Raw genomic sequence first — 20,934 nt, forward strand, 5'->3', positions numbered from 1 at the left:
ACTCCTACCTAACGCTTATGGCCAGTGTCCAGCTTGTGCTCCAGATGCATGGAGTAGCGGGACATACCAAAACAGAAAATCCAGAACACCAACGCTGCAAACACATAGCCTTCGGTCGCCATGCCCAGCCAGGTCGGGTCGGCAGCCGCTTGCTTGACGCTGTTGAGCAGGTCGAACAGGCCGATGATGATCACCAGGCTGGTGTCCTTGAACAGGGCAATAAAGGTGTTGACGATGCCAGGGATCACCAGCTTCAGGGCTTGCGGCAAGATCACCAGGCCCATGCTGCGCCAGTAGCCCAGGCCCATCGCCGCCGCTGCTTCGTACTGCCCTTTGGGAATCGCTTGCAGACCGCCGCGCACCACCTCAGCCACATACGCTGACTGGAACAGAATCACCCCGATCAGGGCCCGCAGCAGCTTGTCGAAGTTCATGCCCTCAGGCAGAAACAGCGGCAGCATCACCGAGGACATAAACAGCACGGTGATCAACGGTACGCCACGCCAGAACTCGATAAAGGTCACGCACACCACGCGAATGGCCGGCATGTCCGAACGTCGTCCCAGCGCCAGCAAAATCCCCAATGGCAAGGCGCCAGCAATACCCACTGTGGCAATAACCAGCGTCAGCATCAGGCCACCCCACTGGCTGGTAGCCACGTTAGTGAGCCCCCAGTGACCGCCGTGCAGCAAGCTGTAAGCCAGAATCGGGTACACCACCAAAAAGCCCAGGCCGTAGATTGCCTTGTGCTTGAAGCGCGAGATAAACAGCGGCGCTGCGCCAATCACGGCCAGCCACACACTCAGATCAACCCGCCAGCGCAACTCGGTAGGGTAATAGCCATACATGAATTGGCCGAAACGCTGCTGGATGAACACCCAGCAGGCGCCGTCCTTGGTGCAGTCAGCCCGCGTGCTACCGACCCAATTGGCATCAAGAATCGTCCAGCTCAGCAGCGGCGGCACGATCAGCCAAATAAGGTAAAAGGCAAACAGGGTGAGCAAGGTGTTGAGCCAGCTGGAAAACAGATTGGCCCGCGCCCAAGCGACAATACCGATGCGGTTACCCGGCGGTGGCATGTCGGGTTTAAAAACATGAGTCGTCATAGTCCCGTCCTCATCGCTCGATCAGCGCAATACGCGTGTTGTACCAATTCATCAGCAGCGAAATGCTGATGCTGATTGCCAAGTACACGCTCATGGTGATGGCAATGACCTCAATCGCTTGCCCGGTCTGGTTAAGTACGGTGCCGGCAAACAGTGAAACCATTTCCGGATATCCGATGCCCGCCGCCAGCGACGAGTTTTTCACCAGGTTCAGGTATTGGCTGGTCAGCGGCGGAATAATCACCCGCAGTGCTTGCGGGATGATTACCTTGCGCAATGTCGGCCCCGGGCGCAGGCCCAGCGAGCGGGCAGCTTCGGTCTGGCCGTGGCTGACCGACTTGATCCCCGAACGCACGATTTCGGCAATGAATGCCGCGGTGTACACCGTCAACGCAATGGTCAGCGCCAGCAGCTCAGGGATAAGCACCCAACCACCGACAAAGTTGAAGCCCTTGAGTTGCGGCATTTCCCAATGCACCGGAGTGCCAAACAGCAACACGCACAAGCCCGGAATCACCAGCATCAGTGCCAGCCCGACCCAAAACTTGTGAAATGGAACACCGGTCTCTTCGAAGCGCTGGTTGGCCCGGCGAACCATCAGCACCACAGCCACAATCGCCAGCAGCACACTGGCCATAAACGGCCAAAAGGCCTCGGTGCCCACGGCGGCTGGCATGTTCAGGCCACGGCTGCTCATATAGAAAATGTCAGCAAAGTTGTGGCTGTTGCGTGGCCCCGGCATGGTCAGAAAGACCGCGAAGTACCAGAACAGAATTTGCAGCAGAGGAGGAATATTGCGAAAGACCTCGACGTAAACCGTTGCCAGTTTGCTGATCATCCAGTTCGACGATAACCGCGCGATACCCACGATAAAACCGAGAATCGTCGCCAGAACGATACCGATCACTGACACCAGCAAGGTGTTGAGCAAACCGATCAGAAAGACCCGGGAGTAGCTGTCGGACTCGGTGTAATCAATCAGATGCTGCGCAATGCCAAATCCGGCACTGCGTTGAAGAAAGTCAAAACCTGAAGTAATGCCACGGTGCTGGAGGTTGGTCTGGGTGTTGTTGAACAGATACCAGCCCATAAACACCACCAGTGCGACGGTGATGATCTGGAATAACCACCCACGCACACGCGGATCGCCGAGGCTGAGCCTGGGCTTTGGTGCGCCGACTTTAGTTTGCATGAAGTGCCCCTAAAAATGGATCAAACAACATCACCCGGCAGTTGGCCTACCGGGTGAAAGGGCTATCAGCGCACGGGTGGTGCGTATTGAATGCCGCCGTTATTCCACAGAGCGTTCAGCCCGCGGTCGATGGCCAGAGGAGTACTTTTGCCGAGGTTTTTCTCGAAGACTTCGCCGTAGTTACCGACCTGGCTGACAATCTGTACCACCCAGTCTTTTGGCAGTTTCAGGTCTTTGCCGTACTCGCCGTCAGCACCCAGCAAGCGGGCAACATCCGGGTTTTTGGTCGACTTGGCTTCAGCCACGACGTTTTTGGAGGTGATACCTGCTTCTTCTGCATTGAGCATGGCGAACAGAGTCCACTTCACAATACTGAACCAGTCTTCGTCGCCTTTACGCACTACAGGGCCCAGAGGCTCCTTGGAGATGGTTTCAGGCAATACCACGTAGTCATTTGGGTTCGCCAGTTTGGTGCGCTGTGCGTACAACTGCGACTTGTCGGAGGTCAACACGTCGCAACGACCGCTTTCCAGCGACTTGGCGCTTTCATCAGAGGTGTCGAAGGTGATCGGGGTGTACTTCAGATTATTCGCGCGGAAGTAATCCGAGACGTTCAGCTCGGTAGTCGTACCAGCCTGGATACAGATGGTTGCACCGTCCAGTTCCTTGGCACTTTTTACGCCCAGCTTGTTGTTGACCAAAAAGCCAACACCGTCGTAGTAGGTCACGCCCGCAAACACCATGCCCATGCCCGCGTCACGGGAGCTGGTCCAGGTGGTGTTGCGCGACAGCACGTCAACTTCGCCCGACTGCAGCGCGGTGAAACGTTCCTTGGCGTTCAACTGGCTGAACTTGACCTTGGTTGCATCGCCAAATACCGCTGCGGCCACTGCGCGGCAAATATCGGCATCAATGCCCAGGATCTTGCCGTTTTTGTCAGGTACCGAAAAACCCGGCAACCCGTCGCTGACGCCACACTGCACAAAGCCTTTCTTTTTGACGCCGTCCAGGGTTGCGCCTGCGTGGGCAAAGCCACTGACACTCAACACGATGGCTGCGGTGGCCAGAGCCAGGGTGGATTTCAACTGCTTCATTCAAACCTCCAGTACTGCGCTTTTATTGTGTTTGAACAAGACCCGCCGCCCCCTTGTGAGGCAATGTTGACCCGTGTTGGCTTTTATTGGGTCAAGCGGCATAAGTCTTGAGCGATGGGTGCATCGCACGAACCGTCAAACTGAAGCGCTCACTTGAGCTGTTGAATTCCTTGTCTAACTTCAACCTCGGGATTTTTGCTGTCCCCCCATCGGCAGTAGCCTGTTAGTGTTACCGCCGAAGGTGAACGCATTCACGTCCCTGTCCACATAGCAAAGCGCGTACCACACCAGCTGCTTAAGTAAGTTCAGTACGTAATGCTGGAAAAAACGTTCAAGCAAGCGACATTTTCTGTAATTTTTCACCGATCGAGCACTTTTGTAGCGCACCCGGTTTGCGCACATGCACAACGATGGAGCAGCCATGACCCAACCTCTGATTATCCAACCCCAAAAGACTGCGGACGCCTGTGTTATCTGGCTCCATGGCTTGGGTGCCGACCGTTATGACTTCATGCCGGTGGCCGAAATCCTGCAGCAGTCGCTTTTGACTACACGCTTTGTATTGCCCCAGGCACCGACCCGCGCCGTGACCATTAATGGCGGTTATGCCATGCCGAGTTGGTATGACATCAAGGCCATGAGCCCTGCCCGCTCCATCTGCGAAGAAGAGCTGGAAGAGTCGGCTGACATGGTCATTCAATTGATCGAAGCCCAGCGCCAGAGCGGTATCGACGCCAACCGGATTTTCCTCGCCGGTTTCTCCCAGGGTGGTGCCGTGGTGTTCCACACTGCTTATTTGAAATGGCAGGGACCATTGGGTGGCGTACTTGCCCTTTCCACCTATGCACCGACGTTCAGCGATGTGCTGCCATTGTCCGCCAGCCAGCAACGTATCCCGGCCCTGTGCCTACATGGGCAGTACGATGATGTAGTCCAAAACGCTATGGGCCGTACGGCTTATGAGCGTTTAAAGGCAGCAGGCGTAGCAGTTACATGGCAGGAATACCCAATGGGCCACGAAGTGTTACCCGAGGAAATTCGCGACATCGGGGCCTGGCTGACGAAACGTCTGACCTAAAACCGAAACATCCTGTCGTTCACTACGCCGAGCACCCGACTTGCATTACACTGCCCGGCGTACACTCCTTAACCAACTGATGAGATGACCGTGCTCAAAGCACTCAAAAAAATATTCGGTAAAAGCGAGGCTGAGCCGCTCGCGCCAGCTTCCGTTACACCTTCGAGCAACACCAGCCCGCGAACCGACGCGCAACAGCCTGGTCGTTCTGCTCCTGCTCCTGCTCCAGCCCCAGCGCCGGTGACCACTCCTGACGCACAGCCCGCGGATGAACAACCGCGTATCGAAAAGCCTAAAGTTGCAAAACCACGGCGCGAAGTGGCCCCCAAGCCACCGGTCATTCCCTGGAAACTCGAAGACTTTGCGGTCGAGCCACAAGAAGGCAAAGTCCGCTTTCACGATTTCAAGCTCGCCCCCGAGCTGATGCACGCCATTCAAGACCTCGGTTTCCCGTATTGCACGCCGATCCAGGCGGGCGTGCTGGGCTACACCCTGAGCGGTCGCGATGCGATTGGTCGGGCCCAGACTGGCACCGGCAAAACCGCTGCGTTCCTGATCTCGATCATCAGCCAATTGACCCAGACCCCGCCGCCCAAAGAGCGTTACATGGGTGAGCCACGCGCACTGATCATCGCGCCGACCCGCGAGTTGGTGGTGCAAATCGCCAAGGACGCGGCCGACCTGACCAAATACACCGACCTCAACGTCATGACGTTTGTCGGCGGTATGGACTTCGACAAACAGCTCAAGCAGCTTGAAGCGCGTCATTGCGACATTCTGGTCGCCACACCGGGCCGTCTGCTGGACTTCAACCAGCGCGGCGAAGTGCATCTGGACATGGTCGAAGTGATGGTGCTCGACGAAGCCGACCGCATGCTGGATATGGGTTTCATTCCGCAAGTGCGCCAGATCATTCGTCAAACGCCGCAGAAAGCCGAACGTCAAACGCTGCTGTTTTCCGCGACCTTTACCGAGGACGTGATGAACCTGGCCAAGCAATGGACTACCGACCCTGCCATCGTCGAAATCGAAGCGCTCAACGTCGCCAGCGATATGGTTGAGCAGCACGTGTATGCCGTTGCCGGTGCCGACAAATACAAGTTGTTGTTCAACCTGGTGAACGACAACGGCTGGGAGCGCGTCATCGTGTTCGCCAACCGCAAGGACGAAGTGCGCCGCATAGAAGAGCGCCTGGTACGTGACGGCATCAACGCTGCCCAGCTATCGGGCGACGTGCCGCAACACAAGCGCATCAAGACGCTGGAAGGCTTTCGTGAAGGCAAGATCCGCGTGCTGGTGGCCACCGACGTCGCAGGTCGCGGAATTCATATCGACGGCATCAGCCACGTAATCAACTTCACCCTGCCTGAAGTGCCGGACGATTACGTGCACCGCATTGGCCGTACTGGCCGCGCAGGTGCCAGCGGGGTTTCCATCAGCTTTGCCGGTGAAGACGACTCGTATCAACTGCCGTCGATCGAAGCCTTGCTGGGTCGCAAAATCAGCTGCGAAACGCCGCCAACCGAATTGCTGCGCCCGGTGGTACGAGCGGTACGCAAACCGCACGATCCGGATGCAATCGCGTAATACGCTGAATCGGTAGTTACTCTGTAGCCGCTGTCGAGGCACGAGGCTGCGATGGGTTGCGAAGCGGCAACGCTTTTTGAAGGGCCTGGCTCCCTTATCGCAGCCTTCGGCAGCGGCTACAAAGCTCGTTAGCTACTTCCAGCGATCTGCCGCCACTTCGTCGCTGGCCCGCCCTTCAACCCAGTGCGGGCCGTCAGCGGTCTGTTCTTTTTTCCAGAACGGGGCGCGGGTCTTCAGGTAGTCCATCACAAACGCACAAGCGTCAAACGCCGCCTGGCGATGGGCACTGGCCACTCCCACAAACACGATCGGCTCACCCGGCCCCAGCGCACCCACCCGGTGCAGCACTTCAAGCTTGAGCAACGGCCAGCGTTGTTCCGCTTCAACCATGATCTTGGCCAGGGCCTTTTCGGTCATGCCTGGATAGTGTTCCAGAAACATCCCCGCCACATCGCGCCCTTCATTGAAGTCGCGCACATAACCGACAAAGCTCACCACCGCCCCCACGCCCAGATTGGCCGCGTGCAGTGCATTGACTTCAGCGCCAGGGTCAAAGGTCGCCGCTTGTACCCGAATCGCCATGCTCAGCCTCCGGTCACGGGAGGGAAGAAGGCGACTTCATCGCCGTCTGCCAGCGGTTCATCCAGTTTGCACAGCTCTTCGTTGCGCGCACACATCAGGTTGGACTCGGCCAGCACCTGCCAGGCGCCACCGCGTTGCGCCAGGTGCGCCCGCAGCTGTTCGATGGACGCAAACTCACCGTCCACCGACTCGCCATCCAGCCCCAGCGCCTCACGGTAACGAGCAAAGAAAACGACGTTGAGCTTCATGACGCGTCTGCCTGAAAGTGCCCGCTCTTGCCGCCGAGCTTCTCCAGTACCCGCACACTTTCGATGGTCATGCCGCGATCCACCGCCTTGCACATATCATAAATCGTCAGGGCCGCCACGCTGGCAGCGGTCAGGGCTTCCATCTCGACACCGGTCTGCCCGGACAACTTGCAACGCGCCACGATCAGCACCGCATCAGTGCCTTGGGCACTGAGTTCAACCTTGACGCTGGTGAGCATCAGCGGATGGCACAGCGGGATCAGGTCCGAAGTTTTCTTGGCCGCCTGAATCCCGGCAATCCGCGCCACGGCAAACACGTCACCCTTGGGGTGGCCGCCACTGACGATCATGTCCAGGGTTTCAGGGCGCATGCGCACCACGGCTTGTGCCAGCGCCTCACGGGATGTCACCGCTTTATCGGTGACATCAACCATGTTGGCGCGGCCTTGAGAATCTAAATGAGTCAGCACAGGGGGTACTCCAGACAGGAGCAAGGAGTGTAAACCCGAGAATTGGTTAAGACCATCGACCCCGCGAATACCGCGCATCAGAACATCGAATTGGCCGCCTGCCGGCATTCGCCGTACAACGGTTGAAACTTCGGAGCCGTGCTTATGCCTCTTTTTGTTGTCATTGCCCTGAGCCTGTTTGCAGGCTTTGCCGTGCCCTTGCAGGCTGGCAGCAACGCCCGGCTTGGCGTTGTGCTCGGCCACCCGTTTTGGGCCACGGTGATTTCGTTGCTGGTCAGTGGCGCGGCCATTGCGCTGGTGATGCTGATCGTGAAAGTGCCCCGCCCCAACCTCGCGGCGCTGCTCACCGGCCCTTGGTGGATCTGGCTCGGAGGCCTGGCCGGGGTGTTTTACATCACCGTCGCACTGATCACCGTGCCGCGTCTGGGAGCACTGAATTTCATCATGGCGGTGGTGGTGGGCCAGCTGATTATTTCGCTGGTGATTGATTATTTCGGCTTGCTCGGCCTGCCCAAAAACAGCCCGAGCCTGCAGAAAATTCTGGGGGTGAGTGTGGTGCTGGCAGGGTTTGTCATTGCCTCACGGGGTTGAAGGCGCGCTTACCTGTTTGACCAGCTCACGCAGCCAACGATGGGCCGGATCCTGATTAAACCGCTGGTGCCAGACCTGCACATAGTTGAACGGCGCCACGGTCAGCGGCGGAGGTATCGCCACCAGCGTGTCCCCCAGCGGCACGTTGTCCAGAGTGCGGGTGGCCACGGTGAGGATCAGATCGGTGCCGGCAATCATCCCCGGCGCGGTGCCCCAGTGGGGAACGTTGACCGCCACCCGCCGCTGCAGCCCCCGGGCGCGCAAAACGTTGTCGACCTCGCCCTGGGTGTTGCCATCCATCGACACCAACAAATGCGGACGCGCCAGATAGCTGTCCAGGTCGAGCACGCCACTATCGGGCAACGAACGACGGTTAAGCAGGCAGGTAAAGGTTTCTTCGAACAGTACGTCGCAGCTGATATCCGCCGGCAGCGTCGCAAACACCCCCACGGCCAGGTCGATTTTGCCCTGTTCGATTTGCTCCAGCATGCCCAGGCGGCTGTCCTGAATCACCACCAGCGAGGTGTCCGGCGCCAGCTTGCGCAGTTGCACCAGCAATTTGGGCAGCACGATAGCGGCGCCGTAATCGGACATCGCCACGCGAAAGGTGCGCTGCGAGTCTGCCGGCACAAAGTCGATGGACTGGCCAAGCAAGGTCTCGATCTGGCCGAGCACGGCCTTGAGCGGCGCCTGAAGGTTTTGCGCCAGCGCACTGAGCACCACCTCATTGCCCTGGCGAATCAGTAACGGGTCATCCAGCAGCAGCCTGAGCTTGTTCAGCGAGTGGCTGATGGCCGGCTGGCTCAGATGCAAGCGAACACCGGTGCGGGTCACGTGTTTTTCCGTGAGCAACGCATCAAGCACCACCAGCAGATTCAAATCGATATTGCGCAGTAACACTCCGACTCTCCTGTCATTAGCCCACTCCAAGGGAGCGCTGCATGCTAGATCCCACACCCTCCACTGCCACGGCGCGTAACACGCGCCAGCTTACCCTACGCAACGCCCTTTACGGGTTTTCAGGCCTGATGCTGATCCTGATCTTCTGGGCTGTATGGTGCTGGCAACAACCGGCACCCGCCGCGTATGAGGTCGCGCCGGTCAAGGTGGCCGTGGCCATGGTCAGCAACCAGCCGTTTATCCGTTATCTGGACGCGATTGGCGAGCTGGAAGCGGTGCAGGAAGTCAGCGTGCCCGCCGAGATCGGCGGGCGGATCGTCGAGCTGCCCATTGAATCCGGGCAAAGAGTCACCCGCGGGCAAGTTCTGCTGCGCCTCAACGATGCGCCCGAGCGTGGCCAACTGGTGCGCTTGCAGGGCCAACTGGACAACACCCGGGTACGCCTTGAGCGGATGAAAAAACTGATCGATTCCAATGCCATTTCCCGGGAAGCGCTGGACAACGCCCAAGCCGAATACACCACCGCCCGCGGTGCTGTTCAGGGGCTGGTGGCACAGATAGAGCAGCGCACCATCAGGGCACCGTTCGACGGCACTTTGGGCATTCGTAAAGTCCATTTAGGCCAGTACGTGAACCCCGGCGATACCCTGATCAACCTGATCGGCAACAAGGGCCTTTACGTCAATTTCAGTGTGCCCGAGCAGGCCCTGCCCCACTTCGCCACCGGCAAAAGCCTGCTGGTCGAACTCGATGCCCTGCCCCATCAACCGCTGACGGCCGTGGTCAGCAGCATCGATCCGTTCCTTGAGCGTTCCCGTACCGCCAGCGTGCAGGCACACCTGAAAAACCCGCCAAGTGCTGCTCTGCCGCGCATGTTTGCCAGGGTGCGCTTGCCCCAGCCGCTGCCCGAAAACACCTTGAGCGTGCCAGAAACGGCAGTGACCTACAGCGCGTATGGCGAAGACCTCTATGTCGTGCAACCTGCAGGCATACCCACTGTGCGCCGGGTCTCGGTCGAGACCGGCGAGCGCCGCGAGGGTTGGGTAGTGATCACCCGGGGGGTGGCGCCGGGGGATCAAGTGGTGATCTCCGGTCAGATCAAACTCAGCGATGGCGCACGTATCGAGCCCATTACCGACAGCGTACTGGCCGTTGACGCAGGAGCCATCGAGTGAAGTTCACAGATATGTTCGTCCGCCGCCCGGTGCTCGCGCTGGTGGTCAGCCTGATGATCCTGCTGGCCGGGCTCAAAGCCTATATGGGTTTGCCCGTGCGCCAGTACCCGTTGCTGGAAAGCTCCGTGATCACCGTCAGCACCGACTACCCCGGGGCCCCGGCCGAACTGATGCAGGGCTTTGTCACCCAGCCCATCAACCAGTCGCTGGCCTCGGTGGAAGGCGTCGACTACATCAGCTCATCCTCGGTGCAGGGCCATAGCCTGGTGACGTTGCGCATGGCGCTGAACCAGGACTCGGCCAAGGCCCTGAGCGAGGTGATCGCCAAGGTCAACCAGGTCAAGTATCGCTTGCCGGAACAGGCCTACGACCCGGTGATCGAGCGCTCGGCCGGTGAATCCACCGCCGTGGCGTATGTCGGTTTTACCAGCGACACCCTCTCGGCCGCAGCCCTGAGCGACTACCTGAGCCGGGTGGTGCAGCCCTTGTTCGCCACGATTGCAGGCGTGGCCAAGGTCGATACCTTTGGCGGCCAGCGCCTGGCCATGCGCCTGTGGCTCGACCCGCAACGCATGGCCGGCCATGGCATCAGCGCCGCCGAGGTCGAACAGGCGATCCGCGCCAACAACTTCCAGGCCGCCCCGGGGCAAATCAAAGGGCAATACGTGGTGTCATCGATTCAGGTCAACAGCGCCCTCACCACCCTAGACGAATTTCGCGACCTGGTGATCAGCAATCGTGGGGACCGCCTGCTACGCCTGCGCGATATTGCCGAGATCGAGCTGGGCTCGGCCGCCTACGAAACCAGCGCCCTGATGGACGGCAAACCCGCGGTGCATCTGGGGCTGTACGCCACGCCCGGGGGCAACCCGCTGGTAATTGTCGAGGGCATCAAACGCCTGTTGCCGGACATCCAGAAAACCCTGCCACCTGGGGTCGAAGCCGCACTTGCGTTCGAAACCGCGCACTTTATCGAAGCCTCGATTGTGGAAGTGATCCAGACCCTGCTCGAAGCGATCCTGATTGTAGTGCTGATCATTTTCCTGTGCTTGGGCTCATGGCGCACGGTGCTGATCCCGATCCTCAGCATCCCGCTGTCGATCCTCGGCGCCCTGGCCTTGATGGCGTTATTTGGCTTCAGCATCAACCTGCTGACGCTGCTGGCGATGGTGCTGGCCATCGGGCTGGTGGTGGACGACGCGATTGTGGTCACCGAAAACATCCACCGCCATATCAAGGAAGGCCTTGCCCCGCTTGAGGCTGCGCTGATTGGCGCCCGTGAAATCGCCTCACCGGTGATCGCCATGACTGTCACCCTGGCCGCGGTATACATGCCCATCGGCCTGATGAACGGCCTGACCGGCGCACTGTTCAAGGAGTTCGCCCTGACCCTGGCCGGCGCGGTGCTCGTGTCAGGAGTGATCGCCCTCACGCTGACCCCGGTGATGTGCGCAAAACTGCTGCCGGCCGGACAAGACGAAGGCGCCATGGGCATGCTGGCCGAGGGGTTCTTCCACCGTTTATCGCGGCGTTATCAGCGAGGCTTGCTGCTGTCATTGCGCAAGCGCGGCGTGGTCCTGGGCTTTGCCGTGCTGATCCTGCTCAGCCTGCCACTGCTCTACGGCCAGGCCGCAAAAGAACTGGCGCCCAATGAAGACCAGGGCAACCTGCTGCTGGCGATCAAATCCCCGCAACACGCCAACCTCGACTTTGTTGAGCGCTATGCCGCGCAATTGAGTGGCGTCCTCGGTGCCATCCCCGAAGCTACCGGCACCTGGATCATCAACGGCACCGACGGTGTGGCGGCCAGCTATGCCGGAGTCAATTTCAAGGAATGGAACCAGCGCGGGCGCAGCGCAGCGCAGATCCAGACGCAATTGCAGCAGCGGGTCGACGGCGTGGAAGGCAATGCCATCTTCGTCTTCCAGATGCCGGCGCTGCCCGCCTCCACCGGTGGTTTGCCGGTACAACTGGTGATCCGCAGCACCGAGGATTACCGCTCGCTGTACCTGGCCATGGAACAGCTGAAGCAGCAGGCCCGGGCCAGCGGATTGTTCGCCGTGGTCGACAGTGACCTGGCGTTCAACAACCCGGTGACCGAGGTGCGGATCGACCGCAACAAGGCCAACAGCCTGGGTATCCGCCTGCAAGACATCGCCAGCACCCTGGCAATACTGGTCGGCGAAAACTACACCAACCGCTTCGCGATGCAGGGCCGCTCCTATGATGTGATCGCGCAAACCGGGGCCAGCCAGCGCCTGACGCCCGAGGCCTTGAACGGCTTCTACCTCGCCACCGATACCGGGGTGCAAGTACCGCTGGCCACCGTGGTCAGCCTGCACAGCGATATCCAGCCCAACCGCCTGAAACAGTTCAACCAGCAAAATTCGGCAACCTTCCAGGGCATCGCGGCACCCGGCGTGAGCCTGGGCCAGGCCGTGGCTTTTTTGACCGAACACAGCAAGCAATTGCCCGCCAGCTTCAGCCATGACTGGCAGTCCGATTCGCGGCAATTTATCCACGAAGGCAACGCGCTGATGCTGACCTTTGTGTTCGCCCTGATCGTGATTTACATGGTGCTGGCGGCGCAGTACGAAAGCCTGCGCGACCCGCTGATCATCCTGATCACCGTACCGCTGTCGATCTGCGGCGCCCTGATCCCGCTGGCACTGGGCTGGGCCACGCTCAACATCTACACCCAGATCGGCCTGGTGACGTTGATCGGGCTGATCAGCAAGCACGGGATCCTGATGGTCGAGTTTGCCAATGAACTGCAAGCCGCTACGGGCTGCTCACCGGCCAACGCCATCATCCGCTCGGCCCGCATCCGCTTGCGGCCAATCCTGATGACCACCGCCGCCATGGTGGTCGGCCTGGTGCCCTTGCTGTTTGCCAGCGGCGCAGGGGCCAGCAGCCGCTTCGGACTGGGCATCGTGATTGTCGTGGGGATGGTAGTGGGGACGCTGTTTACGTTGTTTGTACTGCCGTCGATCTACAGCCTGATCTCCAGAAGACACACGCCGGCTCCCTCCCCCTGAAACGCAACCGGGCGGCTCAAGGCCGCCCGGGTCAGGGTTAAACCATCAAGGTTACAAATGCGATTCGGCGTATTCGGCCAGAATCGAGCGAGGCACCCCTTGCAGGGCAATGTGCACCCCGTTGGGGAAGTCTTTGAAACGCTCCGTCAGGTAGGTCAGCCCCGAGCTGGTGGCCGACAGGTACGGCGTATCGATCTGTGCCAGGTTGCCCAGGCACACCACTTTGGAACCGGCGCCCGCACGGGTGATGATGGTTTTCATCTGGTGCGGCGTGAGGTTTTGACACTCATCGATCAAGATCAGGCTCTGCTGGAAGCTGCGACCACGAATGTAGTTCAGGGATTTGAACTGCAACGGCACCTTGCTCAGGATGTAGTCGACGCTGCCGTGGGTGTTTTCATCCTCCATGTGCAGGGCTTCAAGGTTGTCGGTGATAGCCCCCAGCCAAGGCTCCATCTTCTCGGCTTCGGTGCCCGGCAAGAAGCCGATTTCCTGATCCAGCCCTTGCACGCTGCGGGTACAGATAATCCGCCGGTAGCGCTTGCTGACCATGGTTTGTTCAATCGCGGCCGCCAGCGCCAGGATGGTTTTACCCGAACCCGCCGCACCCGACAGGTTGACTAGATGAATATCCGGGTCGAGCAAAGCAAACAGCGCCAGCCCCTGATAAATATCCCGAGGCTTGAGCCCCCAGGCTTCCTGGTGCAGCAGTGGCTCCTGGTGCATGTCGAGAATCAGCAACTGGTCCTTGCGCACCTCTTTGATCCAGCCGACAAAGCCCTGCTCATCAATGATGAATTCATTGATATGCACAGAGGGCAGGTTTTCGTTCATCTGCACCTGATGCCAGGTGCGGCCATGACCTTGGCGGGTCTCGACCTTGTTGACGCGGTCCCAGAACGAACCGGTCATGGTGTGGTAACCACGCGACAGCATCGATACGTCGTCAACCAACTGGTCGGTGCTGTAATCCTCGGACTCGATCCCGCAAGCCCGGGCCTTGAGGCGCATGTTGATGTCTTTGGTCACCAGCACAACACGCAACTTCGGTTCGCGGGCGTGCAGGTCAATCAACTGGTTGATGATGATGTTGTCGTTGAGGTTTTCTGGCAGCAGCGTGTTGGGCTCGCGCCGCTTGCTCATCATGATCGACAGAAAGCCTTTGGGCGCGCCTTTGCCACGCTGGATCGGCACACCCTTTTCGACATCTTCAGGGCTGGCAACTCCCAGCAACTGATCAATCAAACGGATAGCCTGACGACACTCCGCGGCCACCAGCAGCTTGCCGGTTTTGAGTTTGTCGAGCTCTTCGAGCACCGTCATGGGGATCGCGACGTGATGTTCCTCGAAGTTCAGCAATGCGTTTGGATCGTGAATCAGTACGTTGGTATCGAGCACATAAAGGATTGGCTGGTTGGAAGAAGGAGTGCGTCCGTGATCATCCATACTCGGTCACCTTTTTGGGAGCCATTCGACGCAATACCACAACAGTTCTGCGCCTCGGAGTGACTGCCGTAATTACCCTGCCCGGTGGGTCTTGGAAGACGCCACCTGTGTTGCAGGTTTCGGCCGTCTGTCTTCGTAATACTCCTAAATGTGTGACAAAAAAAAGCTTTTTTAGCGAATAGGCAATTTATTTCATGGAATGACGAATACCCTTGGCGGATGCCTGAAGCGGGGCTAGAGTCATATATTAACTGCGTGTTCTACAACACTTCGCAATCTTCCCAACCCAAGCCACTTTGTGCCGTCGCCTTCAGCAACCAAGGCAACGCCGTACGCACTTTGTCCTGGGTATCGTGAAACGCAATCACCCCATGACGCCACAACAGCATCAGGCTCAACACCCGTTGCGCTGACTGTTCGGCGCTCAGGCTGGCTGACATGTCTTGCGCATCAATATCCCACAATGACACCTGCAAACCCTGCGCCTGGAAAAACCCCCCGCTATCTGCCCGCCGCTGCCCATAGGGTGGGCGAAACAGAGCGACGTAGTTGTTCGGTACAACCTGTTTGACCAAGGCCGTGGTGCGCAAAATCGAGTCCTGCCAGTCTTGCCAGTGACTGTGTGAGCGATATTCCCAGCCCTGCACGCCCACACACTGGCCCTTGTACAGCGCTTGCAGAGCTTGTGTACCGCTTTTGTCGAGGCGCACCTGCGCGCTATTGCCCAACACAAAAAAAGTCGCGCTCATGGATTGCTTGCGCAGGTAGTCGGTCAACCAGTCGGTGGTGCCGGGCAATTGGCTGGGGCCGCTGTCGAACGTCAATGAAAACAGTCGATCATGCATCGCTTCGCCGTTGCTTTCCTGCTCGCCGAACAGCTCGATTTCGCTGCTGATTTGCGGGAACAGCGCGGCCTTGCGCAGTTGTTCATCCAGATAACGCTGGTGAAACTCACGGCTCGGCTCGGCCCAGGCCACATAAAACGAGTCGTCGGCGATTTCAAACTTGCCGGCCTGCTCGCGCAAGCTGTCCATGCCGTCGACGTAATAGCAAAACGAGGCATCCTGATCGCAGCTTTGCTGGGCAAGGTTGTAATTGGCCAACAGCCGCTGCCACATGCGTTTACGCAGGTTATCAATGGTGTCCAGGTTGATGGTCTTCAGGCCAAGGCGCTGCTTGAGCGCGCTTTCGTCCAGCGTTTCACTGACCAGCAAGGCATGGGCGAAGGCAAGAATTTCGGCCCGCGAAGCAACATCGAACAATGCGGGGCTGATCAATTGCTCGGGCCAGGTACTGCGATCCAGCGTTGCGGGCTCATTGGGCGCCGCCACTGCCCCCAGGCACACCAGCATGGCCGAGAAAAAAAGAGCAATGCGCACGGATCAATCTCCCAATAAAAACTGGCAGCACTATAACCCGGACAAATGCCCGTGACCTGTAGTCGCTGCCGAAGGCTGCGATAGGTTGCGCAGCAGCCCCGAAAGTCCTGCGGACTTTATCGCAGCTTTCGGCAGCGGCTACAGAGTCTCAAACGCCTATCGCGACGATAGGTGGAGTCAAACCGCCCAACCCCCTAGAATCCCCAGACGCTAAAAGGAGACGACCTCATGCTGATGGTGATTTCACCCGCTAAAACCCTCGATTACGAGACGCCGCCGGCCACTGCGCGTTTCACCCAGCCGCAATACCTGGACCACTCCCAGGAGCTGATCGAACAATTGCGCGAACTGAGCCCGCAACAGATTGGCGAGCTGATGCATTTGTCCGACAAGCTCTCGGGGCTCAATGCGGCACGCTTCGGCAGCTGGACTCCAGCGTTCACCCCAAAAAATGCCAAACAGGCACTGCTGGCATTCAAGGGCGATGTGTATACCGGCCTTAACGCCGTGGACTTTAGCGAAGCGGACTTTGATTACGCGCAAACCCATCTGCGCATGCTCTCGGGACTCTACGGCCTGTTGCGCCCGCTGGACCTGATGATGCCGTATCGACTGGAGATGGGCACCAAGCTGGCCAATGCCCGGGGCAAGGACCTGTACGCCTTCTGGGGCACGCAAATCAGCCAATGGCTCAATGAAGCACTGGCGGAACAGGGCGATGACGTTCTGCTCAACCTGGCGTCCAACGAGTACTTCTCGGCAGTGAAAAAATCGGCCCTGAACGCACGTATCATCAATACTGAATTCAAGGACCTGAAAAACGGCCAGTACAAGATCATCAGCTTCTACGCCAAAAAAGCCCGCGGCATGATGAGCCGGTTTGTAATCAAGGAACGCATCAACAACCCCGAGCAGCTCAAGCAGTTCGATGAGCAGGGTTATCGTTTTAGCGCTGAACAATCCAAGCCGGATCTGTTGGTGTTTTTGCGCGACCACGCTGAGGAATGACCCCTCCAGGGGCCTCAGGCTGGTAAGTTAGACTCACTCCATGCAAGAGGCGCTGCCATGTTTATCGGCGTGTTACTGATCATCACCTGGCTTGTGCTGTTGCTGCGCTATCCGTCCAAGGCTTTCCCGGTTTCGCTGGCGGCAGTGTTCGGGCTAGCAATTGTTGCAGCGTCTGTGGCCTGGCTCGACAACCGCGAAGCACAGCAACTGGCACGCCTGGAGCTGCGTATCGTCTATGACCCCGTGCATTGCCCGGCAGACCGCCCATTGCAACTGACCCTGAAAAACCGCAATGACGTGCCACTGGTCGAACTTGGCTGGCGCATCGCCGCCTATGCACCGGGCGATACCGTCAACCTCGCCGATAACCTCTATACCGCCCCACGCTATCGCGGGCCCGGCGAACTGCAAGCCCAAGCCAGCTGGCAGGACTGTTTACCGATGCCGCCCCTGCGCGCCGGTTATCGACCGCAAACCCTGGAGTTCCGAGCAGAACGTCTGCAAGGCAGCTTTTCCAATTAAGGATTTTTCGATGCTCCGTGTTTTGATCACCGGCTGCTCCAGCGGCATTGGCCGCGCCCTGGCCGATGCCTTCAAGGCAGCGGGTCATGAGGTCTGGGCCAGCGCTCGCAAGCCTGAGGATGTGGCCCGGTTGGCGGCAGCGGGGTTCACCGCAGTGCAACTGGACGTAAATGACCCACACGCATTGGCGCAACTGGCTGAACGCTTGGCGCACGAGGGCAGCGGGCTGGATGTGCTGATCAATAATGCCGGTTATGGCGCCATGGGCCCGTTACTCGATGGCGGCGTCGAGGGGCTGCAGCAGCAATTTGAAACCAACGTGTTTTCAGTGGTCGGTGTCACCCGCGCGCTATTTGCAGCGCTGCGCCGCAACAAGGGGCTGGTGGTCAATATCGGCAGCGTTTCCGGTGTATTGGTGACTCCGTTTGCCGGGGCCTATTGCGCTTCAAAAGCCGCAGTACATGCATTGAGCGATGCACTGCGCATGGAACTGGCGCCTTTTGCCATCCGCGTACTGGAAGTACAGCCCGGCGCCATCGACACCAGCTTCGCGAAAAATGCCAGCGCCCAGGCCGAGCAGTTGATTGGCCAGCAATCTGCCTGGTGGCCCGTGCGCGACGGTATTCGCGCAAGAGCCAAAGCCTCGCAAGACAACCCCACAGCTGTAACAGCCTTTGCAGATGCGGTACTCAAGGCCGTACAAAAAACCAGGCCCCCAATGTTGTTGCGCTATGGCAATGGCAGCCGTGCCATGCCGTTACTGGCTGCGTTGGTGCCGAGTGGTTTACTGCAGAAAATCCTGATGAAGCGGTTCGGGTTGGATAAAGAACTGTGACTGCAAAAAACCTGTAGCCGCTGCCGAAGGCTGCGATAAGGGCTGCAGGTCAGCCATGGACCTTCATAAAATCGATAAACACCCGCACCTTCAGTGGCAGATGCCGGGTGTCGGGGTACAGCGCAAATACCCCCTGACGAGTAAATTGCCAGCCGGGCAGCAGATGTACCAATCGACCGGCCTGCAAATCCTCTTTAATCAGCCAGTCGGGCAAGATCGCAACGCCCTGCCCGGTCAGGGCAAAGGCAAGCAGCACCGATGAGTTGTCTGCCTTGATCCGCGCCTTGCCGGGATTGGGCTGATAAGGCTGGGCAACACCGCTGCTCGAGTCGGTAATGTTCAACTCCCCTACCCGTCCATGCTCCAGCCAGGGTGTTTGTTCAAGGGCTTGCACGCTATTGATGGGCGCCACGCTGGCAATAAACGCCGGTGAAGCCACGGGCAGAATCTCGAAAGTACTCAACTGCACGGCACGGTGGCTGGAGTCGAGCACACGGCCCAAGCGCAAAGCCACATCAAAACGTTCGGAGATCAGATCGGCATGGGTCGATGAGGTCGACAAGTGCACGTTGAGGTCGGGGTGCAAGGCGCGAAACAGCTCCAGTGCAGGCACCACTTTGGCCAATGCATATTCCACAGTGGTGGTGATACGCAGCGTGCCCTTGAGTTCCGTGTGCTCGCTTCGGGCTTCGTCAATCGCCAGCCGGGCCGCTTCCAGCATGCTCAGGCAGTGCAGATAAAAACGTTCACCCGCCTCGGTCAAGGCCAGCCGCCGGGTGTTGCGCGTCAGCAGGGTCACGCCCAGCTCAGCCTCAAGCCGCTTGATGTTGAAGCTGACCACGGCACGGGTTTGCCCCAGCAGATCCGCAGCGCCGGTAAGGGAGCCAGCTTCGACCACGGCTTTGAAAGTGTCGAATCGATCGAGACTAACCATGCTTCATCCTGCCAATTGTCAAAATAATTTTGACAATCTAGCAGCGAGCGGACGGTTCCTCCACAAGCAAAAGCTGCTTACTGTGCGGTCTCCGATCAAGGAGCCGACCATGGCCTACCGCAACAAAATCGCGCTGGTGTATTTGCTGGGCTATGCGCTGGATCTGGTGAACATGTTCGCCGCAGCCATTGCCTACCCGCAAATCAGCCTGGAACTGCACGCATCCGTCACGCAGCTGGCCTGGATCGGCAACGCCTACATGCTCGGCCTGACACTGATCATTTTGCCCAGCGTGTGGTTGGCAACCGTGTTTGGCGAAAAGCGATTGATCATGGCTTCACTCCTGTTGTTCAGTCTGGCGTCCTGGTGCGTGGCACAGTCGGGCTCGATAGAAGCACTGATGGGTTGGCGTTTGCTGCAGGGGCTGGCCGGCGGATTATTGATTCCGGTGGGGCAAGCCATGGTGTATCGGCACTTTCCCGTGCGCGAGCGGGCTCGCCTGACTTCCGTAATTTTACTGGTGGCGTTGCTGGTACCCGCGCTTTCGCCGGTTTTGGGCGGCTGGGTGGTTGAGTCATGGTCATGGCGCTGGGTGTTTTACGCCAACCTGCCACTGGCAGTGCTTGCCCTGTTGCTGGCCGCACTCTGGCTTGAAACAGAGCCCCGCCCCACTTCGCGCCCGACGCTGAATTATCGGAGTGTGGCGACAGGAGCGCTGAACATGGCGCGCTTGCTGAAAAGCCCACTGCTGCGGGTCGGGATGCTGACGTATCTGTTTATTCCCGGAATTTTTATCGGCACCCAGTTGGTGAGCATTTTGTACCTGCACCAACTGGGCTTGAGCCCTGCGCAAACCGGCGCCTTGATGCTGCCGTGGGCGCTGGCATCGGCGCTGGGCATTTGCCTGAGCCGTTATCAATTTAACCGTGTCGGGCCAAAGCCGTTGCTTTTGCTGGGCATGACGGCACAAGCCGTGGGTATTGGGTTGTTGACCCAGATTGATGGTTCAAGCTCCTGGCTGCCAATCGCGCTGTACGGGCTGATGGGATTTGGCGGCAGCCTGTGCAGCAGCACGGCGCAAAATACCGCGTTTATTGATGTCTCTGCCCAGCACATGGGCCACGCCAGCGCGCTATGGAATATCAACCGTCAGCTGAGTTTCTTGCTTGGCCCGGCATTGATGATGGCCCTGTTGGGCGCTTTGACCCTGATCACCTCGACGCCCCACGCCTATGCCCTATGCTTTGCCATCGGTTGTGCATTGACGCTGGTGCCGCTCATTCCCGTTCTGCGCCTTGATACATCCCGCGTGCTGGCTTTACTCGCACCTTAACCTGGAGATTCCGATGACTGACTACGCGAGCTACTTTGATCTGGTAAACGAAACCCACGTCGAAATTGAAGGCTGGTTTTCCGGCCTGGAGCCCGGCGTACTGCCGGTTTTGCTAGCGCGTTTTTCGCCGCAATTTTCGATGATTACCCCCGGCGGCAAAGTGCTGGATCTCGACGGGGTAGAAACACTGTTTGAACAACTGCGCGGAGCGCGCCCTGGGTTGAAAATCACCCTCAGCGAGTTCAAGGGCATTGCCTTGCACGCAGGCGGTGCGGTGGTCAGCTACCGCGAGCTGCAAGAGGAACACAACGGCAACCGCACTGATCGCCGGGCCACCGTGGTATTTGAAAAAACCGCCGACGGCAAGGTGCTGTGGCGGCATTTGCATGAGACGTTTTGTGCGGATTGACAGGCAA

20 protein-coding genes are annotated in these 20,934 nt (G+C 58.8%); 10 read left to right on the top strand and 10 right to left on the bottom strand.

Annotated features, from left to right (window positions below; translation table 11 throughout):
• Positions 1-8: 8 nt before the first annotated feature.
• From U5A05_RS19660 to U5A05_RS19670, 3 genes are all read right to left on the bottom strand, one after another.
• Positions 9-1,106: an amino acid ABC transporter permease gene (locus tag U5A05_RS19660; protein ID WP_261739544.1), complete on the bottom strand. Its 1,098-nt coding sequence runs from the start codon at positions 1,104-1,106 to the stop codon at positions 9-11.
• 10 nt (positions 1,107-1,116) lie between these two features.
• Positions 1,117-2,298, bottom strand: coding sequence for an amino acid ABC transporter permease (locus tag U5A05_RS19665; protein WP_261739545.1), 1,182 nt, complete (start codon positions 2,296-2,298; stop codon positions 1,117-1,119).
• Positions 2,299-2,363: 65 nt separating this feature from the next.
• Entirely contained in the window at positions 2,364-3,392 is a 1,029-nt protein-coding gene (locus tag U5A05_RS19670; RefSeq protein ID WP_261739546.1) for an amino acid ABC transporter substrate-binding protein, read from the bottom strand.
• Between the two features lie 421 nt (positions 3,393-3,813).
• On the opposite strand from U5A05_RS19670, the gene U5A05_RS19675 reads away from it, so the two are divergent.
• Entirely contained in the window at positions 3,814-4,470 is a 657-nt protein-coding gene (locus tag U5A05_RS19675; protein WP_261739547.1) for an alpha/beta hydrolase, read from the top strand.
• 84 nt (positions 4,471-4,554) lie between these two features.
• Positions 4,555-6,057: an ATP-dependent RNA helicase RhlB gene (rhlB, locus tag U5A05_RS19680; protein ID WP_321834452.1), complete on the top strand. Its 1,503-nt coding sequence runs from the start codon at positions 4,555-4,557 to the stop codon at positions 6,055-6,057.
• A gap of 132 nt (positions 6,058-6,189) precedes the next feature.
• On the opposite strand, the gene moaE is transcribed toward rhlB, so the two are convergent.
• From moaE to moaC, 3 genes are read right to left on the bottom strand one after another with little or no spacing between them, the layout of a single operon-like run.
• Positions 6,190-6,639 (bottom strand): molybdopterin synthase catalytic subunit MoaE, encoded by a 450-nt coding sequence (moaE, locus tag U5A05_RS19685; RefSeq protein WP_321834453.1) that lies wholly within the window; start codon positions 6,637-6,639, stop codon positions 6,190-6,192.
• Positions 6,640-6,641: 2 nt separating this feature from the next.
• Positions 6,642-6,887 carry a molybdopterin converting factor subunit 1 gene (gene moaD, locus U5A05_RS19690; RefSeq protein ID WP_321834455.1) on the bottom strand — a complete coding sequence of 82 codons (246 nt, stop codon included), beginning with the start codon at positions 6,885-6,887 and terminating at the stop codon, positions 6,642-6,644.
• Complete coding sequence (moaC, locus tag U5A05_RS19695; protein WP_261739551.1) at positions 6,884-7,357, bottom strand: cyclic pyranopterin monophosphate synthase MoaC; 474 nt, start codon at positions 7,355-7,357, stop codon at positions 6,884-6,886. Before moaC ends, moaD begins: the two co-directional genes overlap by 4 nt.
• A 144-nt stretch (positions 7,358-7,501) precedes the next feature.
• On the opposite strand from moaC, the gene U5A05_RS19700 reads away from it, so the two are divergent.
• A complete protein-coding gene (locus tag U5A05_RS19700) occupies positions 7,502-7,948 on the top strand; it encodes a DMT family transporter (protein WP_321834457.1) in 447 nt (148 codons plus the stop codon).
• Here U5A05_RS19700 and U5A05_RS19705 read toward each other — a convergent pair.
• Entirely contained in the window at positions 7,937-8,848 is a 912-nt protein-coding gene (locus U5A05_RS19705) for a LysR family transcriptional regulator (RefSeq protein ID WP_261739553.1), read from the bottom strand. The genes U5A05_RS19700 and U5A05_RS19705 overlap by 12 nt on opposite strands.
• 41 nt (positions 8,849-8,889) lie before the next feature.
• Here U5A05_RS19705 and U5A05_RS19710 point away from each other — a divergent pair, with 41 nt between their 5' ends.
• Together U5A05_RS19710 and U5A05_RS19715 are read left to right on the top strand one after the other, a co-directional pair.
• Positions 8,890-10,023, top strand: coding sequence for an efflux RND transporter periplasmic adaptor subunit (locus U5A05_RS19710; protein ID WP_321834460.1), 1,134 nt, complete (start codon positions 8,890-8,892; stop codon positions 10,021-10,023).
• Positions 10,020-13,061: a MexW/MexI family multidrug efflux RND transporter permease subunit gene (locus U5A05_RS19715; RefSeq protein ID WP_321834461.1), complete on the top strand. Its 3,042-nt coding sequence runs from the start codon at positions 10,020-10,022 to the stop codon at positions 13,059-13,061. Before U5A05_RS19710 ends, U5A05_RS19715 begins: the two co-directional genes overlap by 4 nt.
• A 51-nt stretch (positions 13,062-13,112) precedes the next feature.
• On the opposite strand, the gene U5A05_RS19720 is transcribed toward U5A05_RS19715, so the two are convergent.
• Both U5A05_RS19720 and U5A05_RS19725 read right to left on the bottom strand, forming a co-directional pair.
• A complete protein-coding gene (locus U5A05_RS19720) occupies positions 13,113-14,507 on the bottom strand; it encodes a PhoH family protein (protein WP_261739556.1) in 1,395 nt (464 codons plus the stop codon).
• A 260-nt stretch (positions 14,508-14,767) separates the two neighbouring features.
• Complete coding sequence (locus U5A05_RS19725) at positions 14,768-15,886, bottom strand: polysaccharide deacetylase family protein (RefSeq protein WP_321834463.1); 1,119 nt, start codon at positions 15,884-15,886, stop codon at positions 14,768-14,770.
• Positions 15,887-16,114: 228 nt separating this feature from the next.
• On the opposite strand from U5A05_RS19725, the gene yaaA reads away from it, so the two are divergent.
• The 3 genes from yaaA to U5A05_RS19740 are packed head-to-tail and all read left to right on the top strand — an operon-like array spanning position 16,115 to position 18,251.
• Positions 16,115-16,894 carry a peroxide stress protein YaaA gene (gene yaaA / locus U5A05_RS19730; RefSeq protein ID WP_261739558.1) on the top strand — a complete coding sequence of 260 codons (780 nt, stop codon included), beginning with the start codon at positions 16,115-16,117 and terminating at the stop codon, positions 16,892-16,894.
• A 57-nt stretch (positions 16,895-16,951) separates the two neighbouring features.
• Positions 16,952-17,416 (top strand): multidrug transporter, encoded by a 465-nt coding sequence (locus U5A05_RS19735; protein WP_261739559.1) that lies wholly within the window; start codon positions 16,952-16,954, stop codon positions 17,414-17,416.
• 10 nt (positions 17,417-17,426) lie between these two features.
• Positions 17,427-18,251: an SDR family oxidoreductase gene (locus U5A05_RS19740; protein WP_321834464.1), complete on the top strand. Its 825-nt coding sequence runs from the start codon at positions 17,427-17,429 to the stop codon at positions 18,249-18,251.
• Between the two features lie 49 nt (positions 18,252-18,300).
• Here U5A05_RS19740 and U5A05_RS19745 read toward each other — a convergent pair whose 3' ends face one another.
• Positions 18,301-19,185 (bottom strand): LysR family transcriptional regulator, encoded by an 885-nt coding sequence (locus tag U5A05_RS19745; protein ID WP_261739561.1) that lies wholly within the window; start codon positions 19,183-19,185, stop codon positions 18,301-18,303.
• A gap of 109 nt (positions 19,186-19,294) precedes the next feature.
• Between U5A05_RS19745 and U5A05_RS19750 the strand changes: the two genes are divergently transcribed.
• A complete protein-coding gene (locus U5A05_RS19750) occupies positions 19,295-20,518 on the top strand; it encodes an MFS transporter (RefSeq protein WP_321834466.1) in 1,224 nt (407 codons plus the stop codon).
• Positions 20,519-20,531: 13 nt separating this feature from the next.
• On the top strand, positions 20,532-20,927 hold the full coding sequence (locus U5A05_RS19755; RefSeq protein ID WP_321834468.1) for a DUF4440 domain-containing protein: 396 nt from the start codon (positions 20,532-20,534) through the stop codon (positions 20,925-20,927).
• The last annotated feature ends 7 nt before the right edge of the window (positions 20,928-20,934 follow it).

Origin of the sequence: Pseudomonas kulmbachensis (genome assembly GCF_963681935.1) — a bacterium.
GTDB lineage: Bacteria > Pseudomonadota > Gammaproteobacteria > Pseudomonadales > Pseudomonadaceae > Aquipseudomonas > Aquipseudomonas kulmbachensis.

Bases quoted from the DNA above. Each gene is read 5' to 3' on its own strand.
- U5A05_RS19720 (WP_261739556.1), bottom strand. From the start codon at position 14,507: ATGGATGATCACGGACGCACTCCTTCTTCCAACCAGCCAATCCTTTAT.
- moaE (WP_321834453.1), bottom strand. From the start codon at position 6,639: ATGGCGATTCGGGTACAAGCGGCGACCTTTGACCCTGGCGCTGAAGTC.
- rhlB (WP_321834452.1), top strand. From the start codon at position 4,555: ATGACCGTGCTCAAAGCACTCAAAAAAATATTCGGTAAAAGCGAGGCT.
- U5A05_RS19670 (WP_261739546.1), bottom strand. From the start codon at position 3,392: ATGAAGCAGTTGAAATCCACCCTGGCTCTGGCCACCGCAGCCATCGTG.
- U5A05_RS19755 (WP_321834468.1), top strand. From the start codon at position 20,532: ATGACTGACTACGCGAGCTACTTTGATCTGGTAAACGAAACCCACGTC.
- yaaA (WP_261739558.1), top strand. From the start codon at position 16,115: ATGCTGATGGTGATTTCACCCGCTAAAACCCTCGATTACGAGACGCCG.
- U5A05_RS19735 (WP_261739559.1), top strand. From the start codon at position 16,952: ATGTTTATCGGCGTGTTACTGATCATCACCTGGCTTGTGCTGTTGCTG.
- U5A05_RS19700 (WP_321834457.1), top strand. From the start codon at position 7,502: ATGCCTCTTTTTGTTGTCATTGCCCTGAGCCTGTTTGCAGGCTTTGCC.
- U5A05_RS19710 (WP_321834460.1), top strand. From the start codon at position 8,890: ATGCTAGATCCCACACCCTCCACTGCCACGGCGCGTAACACGCGCCAG.
- U5A05_RS19750 (WP_321834466.1), top strand. From the start codon at position 19,295: ATGGCCTACCGCAACAAAATCGCGCTGGTGTATTTGCTGGGCTATGCG.
- U5A05_RS19665 (WP_261739545.1), bottom strand. From the start codon at position 2,298: ATGCAAACTAAAGTCGGCGCACCAAAGCCCAGGCTCAGCCTCGGCGAT.
- U5A05_RS19745 (WP_261739561.1), bottom strand. From the start codon at position 19,185: ATGGTTAGTCTCGATCGATTCGACACTTTCAAAGCCGTGGTCGAAGCT.
- U5A05_RS19740 (WP_321834464.1), top strand. From the start codon at position 17,427: ATGCTCCGTGTTTTGATCACCGGCTGCTCCAGCGGCATTGGCCGCGCC.
- moaD (WP_321834455.1), bottom strand. From the start codon at position 6,887: ATGAAGCTCAACGTCGTTTTCTTTGCTCGTTACCGTGAGGCGCTGGGG.
- U5A05_RS19660 (WP_261739544.1), bottom strand. From the start codon at position 1,106: ATGACGACTCATGTTTTTAAACCCGACATGCCACCGCCGGGTAACCGC.
- U5A05_RS19675 (WP_261739547.1), top strand. From the start codon at position 3,814: ATGACCCAACCTCTGATTATCCAACCCCAAAAGACTGCGGACGCCTGT.